We start from the raw sequence: 13,836 nt of genomic DNA on the forward strand, positions 1-13,836 counted from the left end.
CCCGGCCTAGAATGGTGGACTATGTACGGACCGTTGCCCGGCGATCAGGCCGGCCCCCTGAAAAGACCGGCACCCTGGCGCCGCCGTCCCGCCAACCACCGTGCCGGACAAATGCACGGGGGCGTCGGCGGCCACCTCCGCCTGGGCCGCAAGGGACTGGCCATCGGGATTGACATCGGCGGAACCAAGGTAGCCGCAGGCGTGGTGGACGCCGAAGGCCGGATCCTCAGCGAGGCCCGCCGCTCCACGCCCGGGACCGACCCGCGGGCGGTGGAGCAGGTCATCGTGGAACTCGTGGAGGAATTGGGCCGGGGCCACCGCATCTGGTCTGTCGGCATCGGCGCTGCCGGCTGGATGGACCTGGCCGGCGGCACCGTCCTCTTCAGCCCCCACCTGGCCTGGCGCAACGAGCCGCTGCGGGAAAACCTCCAGCGGCTCCTCCGGCGCCCGGTGCTCCTGACCAACGACGCCGACGCCGCAGCCTGGGCGGAATGGCGGTTCGGCGCGGGCCAGGGGGAGGACCGCCTGGTCTGCATCACGCTGGGGACGGGCATCGGCGGGGCCATGGTGATGGACGGCAGGGTGGAACGGGGCCGGTTCGGCGTCGCCGGGGAGTTCGGCCACCAGATCATCATGCCGGGCGGACACCGCTGCGAATGCGGCAACCGCGGCTGCTGGGAACAATACGCCTCAGGCAACGCACTGGGACGGGAAGCCCGGCTACTGGCCCGGTCCAATTCGCCGGTGGCCCAGGACCTGCTGGCAGCCGTGGACGGACATCCCGAAGCAATCACCGGAGCCATCGTGACTGAACTGGCCCTGGCGGGGGATCCTGCCTCCCAGGAGCTGATCGAGGAGGTCGGCGAATGGCTAGGGCTCGGGCTGGCCAATCTGGCCGCGGCCCTGGACCCCGGCCTGTTCGTCATCGGCGGCGGGCTCTGCTCAGCCGGTGACCTGCTGGTAGGGCCGGCCCGGAAGGCGTTCGCGCGGAACCTGACAGGGCGGGGGTTCCGCCCGGCTGCAGGGATCGAACTGGCGGCCCTGGGCCCCAACGCGGGCCTCATCGGAGCGGCCGACCTGTCCCGCGTCAGCAGCCGCGTCCACGGCTGAGGACGACGGCGGGCTGGCCACCCGCAGGGGCGCTAAACCCTTGCGCCGTCGTCGTCGCCGTTCTTTTCCTCGGGCAGCTTCATGATCAGGTACACCGTTGCCAGCACGAATATGGCCACGATGCCAACGATCGCCAGCAGGGGCGCCGACCGCCAGAACATGGCCGAGAGCAGCAGCGCCACGGGTCCACCCACGGCCCCGAGCCAGGCGAGCATGGTCAACGGGTCCGTGCCGGCAAGGCTGGGCGGCTCCTCCGGCACGAACTCCCCGCCCTCGTCGTCCACGTCATAGTCCCTGGGTCCCTCTGCGGGCATATCCGTTTCGGGGCCGGCCTGCGCCGCAGCCTCGCGCTCAGCTGCAGACTTTTCGGCGGGCGGAGTCCCCGCCAGGCCCAGGGGATCAAAGTCGCGGAATGAGGGCTGTGCCGGCGCCTCGGGCGCAGCGGCCGCCGTGCCGGTGGGTGCTTGTTCCCGCGGGGCGGCATCGGGCCGGATGGCCACGGTGTCCGATTCGAGCCGGGCCACGAGGTCCAGCCAGACGGCGTCGTCCTGGTTGGCGCCCTGGTCCGGCTGGTCGGAGTCAGGCCTGTTCACGGCGGACCTCCTGTCCCGGTCCCGCCGGGCGGGCGGCTGAATCCTGCTGGACCCGCTTGATGAAGTCCACGGACCCTTCGAAGATGCGGTCGGCGTCGTTGTCGAGGGTAGCCACGTGGTAGCTGTTCTCCAGCCGCACCACTTCCAGCGGAGCGTGCGTCAACCCCCGCCGGAGGAGGTTCATGCTGGCGTCCGACACCACGTGGTCGACGGTGGAGCGGTAGACCTGCACGGGCGCGGTGACCCGGGGAAGGAGCCGGACCGTATCCCGGAACATCTTGTTCAGTTCGTGGGCAGCGGCCACCGGCGTGCGCGCATACGCGCCCTCATCCATCCCGGCCTTGAGGATGTCGTTGCCGATGGACGGGGTGCTTTTGAGCACCAGCTTCAGGATTCCTGCCAACGGCGCCCGGGGATCGTCAACCACCAGGCACGGGTTCACCAGGAGCACTCCAGCCACGGACCGGGTGGCGGCTATGCGCAGCGCCAGGGCTCCGCCCATGCTCAGGCCGGCCGCAAACACCTGGTCGCATTCAGCGTCCAGTTCCAGGAAAGCGTCATCAAGGGCGCCGTGCCATTGTTGCCAGCGGGTGCGTGCCAGGTCCTGCCACGTGGTTCCATGGCCCGGAAGCAGCGGCATCCGGACAGCGAAACCCGCGGCAGCGAACGCCGAAGCCCAGGCGCGCAGGCCATGGGGGCTTCCCGTGAACCCGTGGGACAGGACTACCCCGGTGCGGGGTCCTTCGCCGCTGAAGGCGCTGGAAAACGGGCTGTGGTCCGGTCCGGAGGTCATGGCGTCTCCAAGGTACTGGTGCGGCGGGCATGGGCGGCGACGAATTCGCCCGACTTGGCGAAGATCGAGGGCGCGTCAACGTCCAGAGTAGCCACATGTCCGCTGCTGGCAAGGTCCACCACCTCGGCGAGGTTTCTGCCCAGTCCCTTCCGCAGCAAGGCCAGCGACGTCGGCGGCACCACAGCGTCCGTGCGCGATTTGAAGACCTGGACGGGGGCGTCCACGGCCGGCAGGGATCGTACGGCAGCGCCGAAGAGTTTCTTGAGCTCATGCACGGAGGCCAGCGGGGTCAGCGAATAGTCGCCATCGTCGGTGGCGGGGGCGCCGGTCTGGTCCTCCTGGATGGGGACGGTGGTGCGCTGGACATACTTAAGGAGTCCGATGACCCGGACCCGCCAGTCGTAGAAGCTCAGGCCCGGATTGACCACGCTGACCCCCGCCACCGGATGCCGGGACGCCGCCAGCAGTGCGACGGCACCGCCCATTGACAGCCCTGCGGCGAAACAGGAATCCGTTCGCTCCGACAAATCCTGCAGGGCCTTCTCGTAGCTGCGGTACCAGTCCTTCCAGCCTGTCCGGGCAAGCTGACGCCAGTCCGTGCCGTGCCCCGGAAGGAGGGGAACGGAGACTGCATATCCCAGGTCCGCCAGGTGCTCCGCCCACGGCATGACACTCAGGGGACTGCCCGTAAAACCGTGGCAAATGGCCACCCCGGTGCGGGCATTGGCGCCATGGCCCGGGTAACTGAAAGCGGCCGGACGGGACGGGGTGCTGCTTTCAGTCATGAGTCCATCGTGTCACTGTTCCAGCCAAATCTCACTAGAGTAGGGTTGCATTGAATCGCTGGCCAGGCCCGACGCTGGGCCTGGGGCTGCCTTCCGGAGAGGTTCACCACGTGTTCTATTGGGTCATGAAACGGATCTTCCTCGGTCCAGTGATCAAGTTGCTTTTCAGGCCCTGGGTCAAGGGCCTGGACAATATCCCGGCGCAGGGGGCCGCCATCATCGCCTCCAACCACCTGTCGTTCTCCGATTCGATCTTCATGCCGCTCATGGTGCGGCGCCCGGTGGTGTTCCTTGCCAAGTCGGAATACTTCACGGGAACCGGAATTAAGGGGCGCCTTACGGCCGCGTTCTTCCGCCTGACCAACCAGTTGCCCATGGACCGCTCAGGCGGTGCCGCCTCCGCAGCATCCCTCAACGCCGGGATGGATGTGCTGGATGCCGGCGGCCTGCTCGGCATCTACCCGGAGGGCACGCGAAGCCCGGACGGGCGGCTGTACCGCGGAAAGGTTGGGGTCGCCAGGCTGGCGCTGCAGGCGGGGGTCCCCGTGATCCCGGTTGCCATGATCGGCACCGACAAGGTCCAGCCCATTGGCAAGCGGCTGCCCAATATCCGCAGGATTGGCATGATCTTCGGCGAACCGCTGGATTTCAGCCAGTACCGGGACCAGGCCGAGGACCGGGCAGTCCAGCGCCAGGTAACGGACCAGATCATGTCCCGCCTGCTGCGGCTCTCCGGCCAGGAGTACGTGGACGAATATGCGGCGGTGGTGAAGCTGCGGCTCGCCGGCAAGCCCGGGGAGCCCCTTGCCGCCGCCGAGCCACTTGCCGCCCCTGCGGCGTCCGACGCAGGATTCGTCCAGGAGGCCGGTTCCGGCGAAGCGGCCCCACAGCCGGTGGTGAAGGACGACGGCGGCACAAAGGCCAGGGGATAGCGGAACCCCCGGCTGCCGGGCGGCGGTTGTGACGGGGACAGCGGGCACCGTGACGGTCCGGTGTCCGCCGCTGCCGCGCTGCCGCTAGTCTTAGAGGGTGACTGAGCTATCTGCAAAACCAGCCTTTTCTCTGTCCAGCACCGCCCAGAGCGGAGCGGCCAACTATCCCGGACTGGACCACTGGCGGGACCTCCCCATCTCCCAGCAACCCAGCTGGCAGGACAAGGATGTATTTGAGGCTTCCGTGAAGGAATTGTCGGTCCTTCCGCCCCTGGTGTTTGCAGGTGAAGTGGATGTCCTGCGCGAGCGGCTGGCCGCCGCCGCCCAGGGCAAGGCGTTCCTGCTGCAGGGCGGCGACTGCGCGGAGACCTTCGACGCCGCCACGGCGGACAAGATCAGCGCCCGCGTCAAGACGATCCTCCAGATGGCAGTGGTGCTCACCTACGGCGCCGCGATGCCGGTCATCAAGATGGGCCGCATGGCGGGCCAGTTCGCCAAGCCGCGCTCTTCCAATGACGAAACCCGTGACGGCGTGACGCTGCCCGCGTACCGCGGCGACATTGTCAACGGGTACGACTTTACCCCCGAGTCCCGCGGCCACGACGCCGCCCGCATGCTGCGCGCCTACCACACGTCGGCCTCCACCCTGAACCTCATCCGCGCCTTTACGCAGGGCGGCTTCGCGGACCTGCGCTCCGTCCACCAGTGGAACAAGGGGTTCACCGAAAACCCGGCCCACGCCCGCTATGAATCGCTGGCCCGCGACATTGACCGTGCCATCAAGTTCATGGACTCGTGCGGCGCCGACTTCGAAGCCCTCAAGCGCGTGGAGTTCTTCGCCAGCCACGAGGCGCTGCTGCTGGACTACGAACGCGCGCTGACCCGCATCGATTCCCGTACCGGCTTCCCCTATGACACCTCGGCGCACTTCCTGTGGATCGGCGAGCGGACCCGGGAGCTCGACCACGCCCACGTCGACTTCCTTTCGCGGGTACGCAACCCCATCGGCGTCAAGCTTGGCCCTTCCACCACCGGCGATGACGCACTGCGCCTTATCGACAAGCTCGACCCCGACCGCGAACCCGGCCGCCTCACGTTCATCACCCGCATGGGCGCAGGCAACATCCGCGAGAAGCTGCCCGCCGTCGTCGAGAAGGTCACCGCCTCCGGTGCGCAGGTCCTGTGGGTTACCGACCCCATGCACGGCAATACGGTCACCTCGCCCAACGGGTACAAGACGCGCAACTTTGACGACGTCATCGACGAGGTGCGTGGCTTCTTCGAGGTGCACCACGGCCTGGGCACGGTACCGGGCGGCCTGCATGTGGAGATGACGGGCGACGACGTGGCAGAGTGCCTTGGCGGCGCTGACCCGATCGACCAGGATGCTTTCCTGGACCGCTACGAGTCTGTCTGCGATCCCCGCCTGAACCACATGCAGTCACTGGAGATGGCCTTCCTGGTGGCCGGCGCCCTGGCCAAGCACTAGCGACGGAGCCAACGCGTCCCGGTGGGCCGGCCTGGCCGGCCCACCGGGCTACACCACGGTGATGGTGACGACGGAGCCTTCCGGGACTTCCCGGTTCACCGGCGACTGGTCCCGGACCGTGCCGAAGAAGCCGCCCAGGATGTTGTTCCGGCGGACTTCGAATCCCAGCTTCTTCAGGGCCTGTTCTGCTTCGGTGGCCTGCTTGCCGATAAAGCTCGGGACCGCCACCATTTTGGGACCCTTGGAAATAGTCAGGGTGACGGCCCCGCCCCGGGTGAGTGTCCCGTCGGCCGGGGATTGGCTGACAACTGCGCCCTCCGGAACATTCCGGTCGAACACCCGGTCCGGCGCCACCTTGGCCGTAAGGCCTGCTGCCTCAATGGCGGCAACGGCATCGTTCCCGTTCTTTCCCACGACCGACGGCACCGGAAGTGGCTGCGGGCCTTTGGAAACGGTGATTCCGACGGGAGTCCCGTGGCGGGCCGGAGTGCCTGCGGCTGGATCCTGGGACAGGACGCTTCCGGCCGTTGCCTGGTCGTCGAACTTTTCCGTGACGGTGCCCAGCGCCATCTCCGCCCCGTTGAGGGCCTTCTTGGCATCGTCCAGGTTCCCGCGGCTGAGGTCCGGCAGGGGGAAAAGCTGTGGCCCCTTGGACACCAGCAGGGAGACCGGCTGGAACTTCCGTATTTCCGTCCCCGCCGCCGGCTCGCTGCCCACCACGAGTCCGGTGGGCACGTCGTCGTCGAAGACGTCGCTCGTGGTGGAGTGGAAGCCCACCCCGTCCAGGAGCTGCTGGGCCTGGGCCACGGTCTTGTTGGCCACCGCGGGGACAGCGGCGGCGGCACCGGGACCCATGCCGAAAAACCATCCCGCACCCGTTGCCAGGAGGGCAGCGAGGATAAGGAGCACGACCCACAGGAGGCCGCGGCGGCGCGGATTTCCTTCCCGCAGGGTGCGCACCGGCGTGGCGGCCGCTTCGGCGCGGAGTTTCTCGCTTTCCCTGTCCGCTTTGCGTTGTGCCCGCTTGCCCAGCCGCGGCGGCGGGGGAGACCAGCCGCTGCCGGCATCGTCGTCGTCGGGCAGCGTGAGTCCCGGCCGCCGGTGGTAGGCAACCTGCTCCGTCGGGTTTGCCTCCGCCTGCTGGTACTGCCGCGGCGGATAGGCGGGTGCAGCTGGCCGGGAAGGGGGCATCATGGTTGTCGGGTTGCTGGCGCGGCCCAGGACCTCGGTCTGGTGCATGGCGGCAGCCGCCGCTGCGGCCGGCGGTTGCAGGTCCAGTTCAGCATCGGTGAGGTTGGTGCGGATGTGGCGCAGTTCCTGGAGCAGCGCACTGCCGTCCACGGGCCGGTTCTCCGGATCGTTGGCGGTGCACCACTGCACCAGTTCATCCACTTCGCCGGCCAACTGCGGGACGAGGTCCGACGGCGGCCCCACCACATCGTTGACGTGCTGGTAGGCCACCTGGATGGGTACTTCGCCCTCGAACGGCTGCCGCCCGGTCAACATTTCGTACAGCATGATGCCTACGGCATAGACGTCGCTGCGGGCATCCGCCGGCTTGCCCAGGACCAGTTCGGGCGAGATGTAGGCCACTGTTCCAATCAGCGCGCCGGTGCTGGTTGAACTGGTGACGGCACGGGCCAGGCCAAAGTCGCCGATCTTGATCCGGCCGTCGTCGGCGATCAGGACGTTTTCCGGTTTTACGTCCCGGTGGATGAAGCCGGCCGCGTGGGCGGCAGCGAGGCCCTCAACCACCGGATCGATCAGAGCCAGCGCCAGCCGGGGTGTCAGCGCGCCCCTGTCCTTGAGGACGTCCCTGAGCGTGTGGCCCTTGATGTATTCCATGACGAGGTAGGCGGTGTTGCCGTCGTTGCCCTGGTCGAGGACTCCCACCACGTGCGGGTGGGACAGCCGGGCAGCAGCCTTGGCTTCCCGGCCCAGCCTGCCCAGGAAGTTTTCGTCGGCAGCGAGGTGGGGATGGAGCACCTTCAGCGCCACCTCGCGGTCCAGCCTTTGGTCCACCGCCAGGTAGACGGTGGACATCCCGCCACGGGCAAGCCTGGAAGTGACTGCATAGCGGTTGTCCACCAGCGTCCCGACAACTGGGTCTGACACGTGTTCCTGCACCTTACGATCCTAGTCCCGCAGCAAAACGCGTCCGAAATGAAAACGGGTCCGAACCGGTAACGGTTCGGACCCGCAGACTTGCAGCTGTCAGTGGCCGAAGCTCAGCTGAAGTTCTTCTGGTGTGCCTTGATGGCGGCGAGGTACGCCTTGGTGTCGTCGTACATGCCGTTCTTGCTCACGGAGTACTGGCCCTGGTAGTAACCCGCGATGGCGGTGTCCTGGTCTTTGCTGGTGGCCAGCAGCTGCCGGATGATGGCTACGCCGGCCGTGGCGTTGTCATACGGGTCCAGCAGGTTCAGCTTCCGTCCCACCAGGTCTGATGCCCACTGCCCGGAGCTGGGAATGACCTGCATGGTGCCGATTGCATTGGCCGGTGAGACGGACCGCTGGTTGAAGCCGGATTCCTGGTAGGCGAAGGCCATGGCCAGCGAGGGATCCACGCCCATGCGGCGTGCAGTGTCGGCAACGATGTTCTTCATCTCATCCCGGGAAGGAACGGGAGAGGCGTTCAGCAGTGCCTTGTTTTCGTTGGCTGAGCTGACAACAGCGGCCGGGTAGCTGAAGCCCAGGAAGGAACTGGGCACCAGGGGTGCGGCAGCCGGCTGGGGTGCTGCCGCCGCGGGCTGCGCATCCGGCTGGCCGGAGCCGCCGGGAATGACCAGCTTGCTGCCCGGGTAGATGACAGTAGTCATGCCCAGTTTGTTGGCCGCGAGGAGGTCCGACAGTTTGACGCCGTGGCGGGACGCAATGGCGGAGAGGGTGTCGCCGGCCTTGATGGTGTAGGAGCCTGTTGCCGGCGCGGCGGTGTTTGCCAGGGCAGGTGCGGGTGCGGCCGGGGCTGCCGGTGCCGGGGCTGCGGGGGCAGGAGCGGCGTCGCCGCCGCCCACCTTGACCTTCTGTCCCGGATAGATGATGGAGCGCATGGAGAGGTTGTTCCAGGCGAAGACGTCCGAGAGGGACACGTTGTGCTTCGCGGCGATGGCCCCCAGGGTGTCCCCGGCCTTCACCGTGTAGGTTGCCCCGCCCGCGGGTGCCGGCGCTGCAGGGGCAGCGGCCGGCGCGGGAGCGGCAGGCTGCGCTGAGCCGGACAGCTTGAGCTTCTGGCCCGGATAAATGATGGTGTTGGCCTGCAGGTTGTTCAGCCTCAGGATGTCCCCGGTATCCAGGCCGAACCGGCCGGCGATCCCACTGACGGTATCCCCACGGACGATCGTGTACTCCGCGGGTGCCGAGGGCTCCGCGGGCTGGAACGCTGCGGGAATGGTGGTCGAGACAACGGCAGCAGGAATGAAGGTTCCGGCCGCTTTCGCTTCGGCCTGGGCCTGCATTGCTGCCGCAAGGCTGCTGGGAATGTTCCTCGCGGGCTGCTGGGCCGTGGCCGGCTCGGCAAGGGCTAATGATGACAAAACGACCGCTGGCAGCGCCGCGGTGGTGGCGGCAATCATGGGCAGACTCGGCTTGGGGGGCTGCTTGCGCGAGCGGGACATCGTCATCGGAAAGAATCCTCTTCTCAACTGCGGGTGCGGACGCGGACGGGGATGCCGCTGCCAATCTTGATACTACTGTGACTTAAGTTAATAGTGTTACAACTGTGATGTGTGTGAATCTCTCATGAATTTGCGGATAGCACAAGAATTTTCGGAATTCGGGTAATGGCTTCTTTTTGGGAGTGTCCGCAGGCCAGGGGCGGATTGCATTAGTCCGACTAGGCGCCGGGGCGGGCGGCGTGGCAACCTTGATCCGTGAGTAATGTAGAAAACCTGGTGGGCCAGTGGCTGCCGCTGCCCGACGTCGCCCGTTTATTGGATGTTTCAGTCACAAAGGTGCACAGCCTGATTGACGAGCGTTCCCTGGCGGCCCTGCGCGTGGGCGAGCGGAAAATCCGGTCGGTGCCCGCGGAGTTCATCCAGGACGGCCAGGTGGTGGACAGCTTAAAGGGAACCATCGTGGTGCTGGCCGATGCCGGCTACTCAGATGAGGACCTTATCGTGTGGCTGTTCACGGAAGACGAATCGCTCCGCGGCCGTCCGATCGACGCCCTGCGCGAAGGCCGCAAGACGGAAATCCGGCGCAGGGCCCAAACCCTGGCCTGGTAACAGCCCCCGTCAGGAGGCTCGGCTGACCGTTGCTTCAGCCAGCCTCCGCAGGGCGGTTTTGGGCAGCTCTTCCAATTCAAGCCCGTCGAGCGCCTCGAAAGCGGCCGCGCCGAATTCGCTGATGAGCACTTCGGTGGCCTGCAGTGCACCGGAATCCTCGATTATCCGACGGATTTCCAGGATGTCGGCGTCGGACAAGTCGGGGCTGCCAAGGCTTGCATCAATAAAGGCCGACTCTTCCGCGGACGCCTGGTCCAGGGCCAGTGCCACCAGGACCGTCCGCTTTCCCTCACGCAGGTCATCGCCCGCGGGCTTGCCGGTGGTCAACGGATCACCGAACACGCCCAGGACGTCGTCCCGCAGCTGGAACGCTTCGCCCAGCGGCAGGGCAAACGCTGAGTAGCCCCGAAGCAGATCGTTGGTGGCGCCCGCCAGGGCCCCACCCAGGGCCAGGGGGTGTTCGGTGGAGTACTTTGCGCTCTTGAACCGGATGATCGACTGTGCCCTGCCGACGGCACCGGCCCGGTCCCGCACCGGACCGGCGACTTCCTCCAGGATGTCCAGGTACTGGCCCGCCATGACCTCGGCCCGCATGAGGTTGAAGATCAGCCGCGCCCTGCTGCCGGATGCGGCCCGCTCGCCGATGTCAGTGAAGGCCTCCTCACTGAAGGACAGGCAAAGGTCGCCCGCAAGGATGGCAGCAGCCTGGCCAAACCTTTCGCTGTCCAGGGCCCAGCCCTGCGAGGTGTGAAGCTGGCTGAATCGGCGGTGCACGCTGGGACCGCCCCGCCGGGTATCCGAACGGTCGATGATGTCGTCGTGGATCAGCGCGGCCGCCTGGAACAGCTCCAGCGCGGCGCCGGCCGTTACCACCTGGGCCGCCCCCGCTTCGCCGCCTGCGCCCCGCCAGCCCCAGTAGCACATCAGGGCGCGGAGGCGCTTTCCGCCGGTCACCAGGTTGGAGATCGAGCCCATGATGGGTTCGATGTCGGGGGAGATGCCGGACATCACGGATTGCCGTGCCGTCAGGAAGCCGGTGAGCTCACCGGCCACCCCCGCCACAAAGTCGGCCTGTTCGTTCCTCAGCTGCTCGGCGGCCGTCACTTGGCTGACTCAGCTGCCACGTTGGCACCGATGGTGAAGGTGGACACGCCCGCGGCTTCAACCACGGAGAGGTTGACAGTCTCGTTGTCACCGCGGACGAAATCCTTCGAGGCCACTCCGCCCACCTTGTCGCCGGGGACGGCCTTGAACCCCTGGCCTTCCAAAGCCTTGCTGTAAAAGTCGATGACGGCTGCGGTGGGAGCCGTCACAGTGCCCACAAGTGCTGCCGTTGCTGGAGTGGACGCCTTGTCAAAGCTGCTGGAAACCACCGTTGCCCCCGGCATGAGGGGAAGGAGCTGCTGCGGGAATCCCTCCACCACTGCGCCCACGGTTGCGGACGTGTTGGGCGACGCCGAAGGGCTGGGTGAAGCCGTAAGGGCGGATTGGGAAGCGGCAACGGACGGGGACGGCTCGGCTTGTCCGGACGGTGTCTGGCTGCAACCGGCCAGGACCAGCGCCCCAACAGCGGCAAGCGCGGCCAGGCCAGCTGGCTTGAAGTATCCAATAGCCGTCACGAAGACTTTCCTCCTGGTGTTGTTGGCGGAACCAGCCTCCAGTTTAGCCAGCCTGCCATAGGCTCCCCACAAACCAGCCCGGCCCGGACAAACCGATAGGATTGCAGCCGTGGGGCCAGCAGGTATGAACCAGGTATCCGCCGCGCGCCTCCAGGGCAGCCGGCGCACGTGCATCATGCACGTCGATATGGATGCCTTCTTCGTTTCGGTGGAGCTGCGCACACGGCCCGAACTGCGCGGCAAGCCGGTGATCGTAGGCTTCCCGGGTGAGCGTTCGGTAGTCCTCTCCGGCTCCTATGAGGCCAGGGCCTTCGGGGTTAAATCTGCCATGCCCATGGCCGTGGCACTGCGGATGTGCCCGCAGGCCGTGGTGATCGAACCGCGGCACAAGCTCTACTACGAGGTGTCCGGGCAGCTGATGTCCATCTTTGAATCCATCACCGGACTGGTCGAGCCGCTCAGCGTTGATGAGGCCTTCCTTGACGTCACAGGTGCGCTCCGCAGGCTGGGACCGCCCCGCGGCATCGGGGAGCTGATCCGCCGCCGGGTGGCCGCGGAGCTCGGCATCACCGCCTCGGTGGGCATTGCGGAGACCAAGTTCGTTGCCAAGATCGCGTCCACACGGTGCAAGCCGGACGGGCTGCTGCTCATTGGCCCCGACCAGACGGTGCCGTACTTACACAGCCTGCCCGTGGGTGCCCTCTGGGGTGTGGGCGCCAAGACCAAGGAGGTGCTGGCGAAGATGGGAATCAGTACCGTGGCGGACGTGGCCGCAACTCCGGTGTCGTCGTTAAAGAAGGTCCTCGGCGCAACGGGGGAGCACGTCCACCAGCTCGCCTGGGGCATCGATCCCCGCCCGGTGACGCCGGTACGGCTTGAAAAGAGCATCGGCGCGGAAGAGACCTTTGCCACAGATACCGACGACGACGCCCTCCTTCGCCGGGAACTCCTCCGCCTTTCCCACCGCACCGCCGGCCGCCTGCGGAGCTCCGGAATGGTTGCCCGCACCGTGGCCCTGAAATTACGGTTCGCCGATTTCTCCACCATCACCCGCAGCAGGACCGTCCAGACCCCGGTCGACAGCGCCCAGCTGCTCTACGCCGTGGCACTCCAGCTCCTCGAATCCGTCGGAACCAGGGCCATGGCCGTGCGGCTGGTGGGAGTCAGGGCTGAACAGCTCGAGGAAGCAGCCCGGACCTCGCTCCAGCTGAGCATTGACCGCAGGGATGACAACTGGCGCGCGGCCGAGCAGGTGCTCGACGAAGTGGCGCGGAAGTTCGGCGACAAATCGGTCCTTCCCGCCCGTCTGATGGAGCCCGAAAACCGGCCGGACGGCAGTACCGAACGGCCCGCCTGACGGGGTCCGCCGAAGTCATTGCCGTCTTTCAGATCAGCCCTCGACAATCTATCCTTAGAGATACATAGTTTCGAGTGAATGGACTTACTGCCGGACCCTCTTGGACATGCTCCCGCTCCCGCGACCGCATGCTGGGTTCCCGTTTTGGCCAAGGCCGGCCAGGCGGGAACTTTCCAGCAACAGCAGGCGTTCTACGGAGTAGAAGTAGTGGCTGGGATCAGCCCGGACGTTGGCCTACAAAAGGAGGTCGTGATGCCGCTGTCGGAGCACGAACAGAAGCTGCTTGAGCAGCTTGAGAAGCAGCTTCACGAGGACGACCCGAAATTCGCGAACTCAATGGGTTCGGATCCGGGGCGTTCATGGTCAACCAGGCATGTGGTCATTGGTGTCCTCGGCGCGCTGGCGGGCGTGTTCCTGCTGCTGGTGGGCGTCACCCTGCAAAGCATCCTCGTGGGAGTGCTGGGATTCGTGGTGATGGGTGGGGGAGTCTACTTCGCCACGATGCGCAGCTCGCGCGGCAAGGCCGGATCCAAGGCGGCGGGCGGAAAGCCAGGCAAGCAGCGCAGTTCGTTCATGAGCAGCCTGGAAGAGCGCTGGGATGAACGGCGCAGGGGTGAACCCTAACCCCCGGCGCCACGCCGGCCGCGTTGCGGCTCCAGGCTCCTCCATTTTGCTCCCCTGACCACGGGGGATTGATGTAAAAGACCCGCTCCGGCGGGTCTTTTCGCTTTTAATCCGCAATCCTTCCTGCGAATGCCATCCACCCTGCAGTCCCGTGGCATCCGGCGGGCGTCGCTGGGGGAAAATTCCTCCACTTCCCACCACCGCCTCGAATCCGCGGCATTTCGCGGGATGTTTCCCATTATTTGCCCTCGTGGCGGGCCGTTTTGCGTTGACTGTGGTGGAAAGTGGAGTAATGTGGAGGACATAAGAGG

General features: G+C 66.5%; 13 protein-coding genes. 6 read left to right on the forward strand and 7 right to left on the reverse strand.

Going from position 1 to position 13,836, the window contains the following annotated elements:
- Positions 1–111 precede the first annotated feature (111 nt).
- The gene (locus ACZ9J7_RS15000; protein ID WP_476211869.1) at positions 112–1,110 is read left to right on the forward strand and encodes an ROK family glucokinase; all 999 of its coding nucleotides are present in this window, start codon (positions 112–114) and stop codon (positions 1,108–1,110) included.
- Between the two features lie 32 nt (positions 1,111–1,142).
- Here ACZ9J7_RS15000 and ACZ9J7_RS15005 read toward each other — a convergent pair whose 3' ends face one another.
- From ACZ9J7_RS15005 to ACZ9J7_RS15015, 3 genes are read right to left on the reverse strand one after another with little or no spacing between them, the layout of a single operon-like run.
- Positions 1,143–1,703: a hypothetical protein gene (locus ACZ9J7_RS15005; protein ID WP_476210500.1), complete on the reverse strand. Its 561-nt coding sequence runs from the start codon at positions 1,701–1,703 to the stop codon at positions 1,143–1,145.
- Entirely contained in the window at positions 1,690–2,496 is an 807-nt protein-coding gene (locus ACZ9J7_RS15010) for an alpha/beta hydrolase (protein ID WP_476210501.1), read from the reverse strand. The genes ACZ9J7_RS15005 and ACZ9J7_RS15010 overlap by 14 nt, the downstream gene beginning before the upstream one ends.
- Positions 2,493–3,281 (reverse strand): alpha/beta hydrolase, encoded by a 789-nt coding sequence (locus tag ACZ9J7_RS15015; protein WP_476210503.1) that lies wholly within the window; start codon positions 3,279–3,281, stop codon positions 2,493–2,495. The genes ACZ9J7_RS15010 and ACZ9J7_RS15015 overlap by 4 nt, the downstream gene beginning before the upstream one ends.
- A gap of 110 nt (positions 3,282–3,391) precedes the next feature.
- On the opposite strand from ACZ9J7_RS15015, the gene ACZ9J7_RS15020 reads away from it, so the two are divergent.
- On the forward strand, positions 3,392–4,213 hold the full coding sequence (locus tag ACZ9J7_RS15020) for a lysophospholipid acyltransferase family protein (RefSeq protein ID WP_476211870.1): 822 nt from the start codon (positions 3,392–3,394) through the stop codon (positions 4,211–4,213).
- Between the two features lie 97 nt (positions 4,214–4,310).
- On the forward strand, positions 4,311–5,702 hold the full coding sequence (locus tag ACZ9J7_RS15025; protein WP_476210505.1) for a class II 3-deoxy-7-phosphoheptulonate synthase: 1,392 nt from the start codon (positions 4,311–4,313) through the stop codon (positions 5,700–5,702).
- A 48-nt stretch (positions 5,703–5,750) separates the two neighbouring features.
- Here ACZ9J7_RS15025 and pknB read toward each other — a convergent pair whose 3' ends face one another.
- The gene (pknB, locus tag ACZ9J7_RS15030; RefSeq protein WP_476210507.1) at positions 5,751–7,829 is read right to left on the reverse strand and encodes a Stk1 family PASTA domain-containing Ser/Thr kinase; all 2,079 of its coding nucleotides are present in this window, start codon (positions 7,827–7,829) and stop codon (positions 5,751–5,753) included.
- A gap of 101 nt (positions 7,830–7,930) precedes the next feature.
- Positions 7,931–9,322, reverse strand: a complete 1,392-nt coding sequence (locus tag ACZ9J7_RS15035; RefSeq protein WP_476210508.1) for a lytic transglycosylase — start codon at positions 9,320–9,322, stop codon at positions 7,931–7,933.
- A 249-nt stretch (positions 9,323–9,571) separates the two neighbouring features.
- Here ACZ9J7_RS15035 and ACZ9J7_RS15040 point away from each other — a divergent pair, with 249 nt between their 5' ends.
- Positions 9,572–9,925 (forward strand): Rv2175c family DNA-binding protein, encoded by a 354-nt coding sequence (locus ACZ9J7_RS15040; RefSeq protein ID WP_168223113.1) that lies wholly within the window; start codon positions 9,572–9,574, stop codon positions 9,923–9,925.
- A gap of 9 nt (positions 9,926–9,934) precedes the next feature.
- Here the strand turns inward: ACZ9J7_RS15040 and ACZ9J7_RS15045 are convergent, their stop codons facing one another.
- The gene (locus ACZ9J7_RS15045) at positions 9,935–11,029 is read right to left on the reverse strand and encodes a polyprenyl synthetase family protein (protein WP_476210511.1); all 1,095 of its coding nucleotides are present in this window, start codon (positions 11,027–11,029) and stop codon (positions 9,935–9,937) included.
- A complete protein-coding gene (locus ACZ9J7_RS15050; protein WP_476210513.1) occupies positions 11,026–11,544 on the reverse strand; it encodes a hypothetical protein in 519 nt (172 codons plus the stop codon). The genes ACZ9J7_RS15045 and ACZ9J7_RS15050 overlap by 4 nt, the downstream gene beginning before the upstream one ends.
- A gap of 124 nt (positions 11,545–11,668) precedes the next feature.
- Here ACZ9J7_RS15050 and dinB point away from each other — a divergent pair, with 124 nt between their 5' ends.
- Together dinB and ACZ9J7_RS15060 are read left to right on the forward strand one after the other, a co-directional pair.
- Entirely contained in the window at positions 11,669–12,901 is a 1,233-nt protein-coding gene (dinB, locus tag ACZ9J7_RS15055; protein ID WP_476211871.1) for a DNA polymerase IV, read from the forward strand.
- Between the two features lie 252 nt (positions 12,902–13,153).
- Positions 13,154–13,525, forward strand: a complete 372-nt coding sequence (locus tag ACZ9J7_RS15060; protein WP_476210514.1) for a DUF3040 domain-containing protein — start codon at positions 13,154–13,156, stop codon at positions 13,523–13,525.
- Positions 13,526–13,836: the final 311 nt, after the last annotated feature.

It is taken from the genome of Pseudarthrobacter sp. TE9888 (assembly GCF_056279345.1).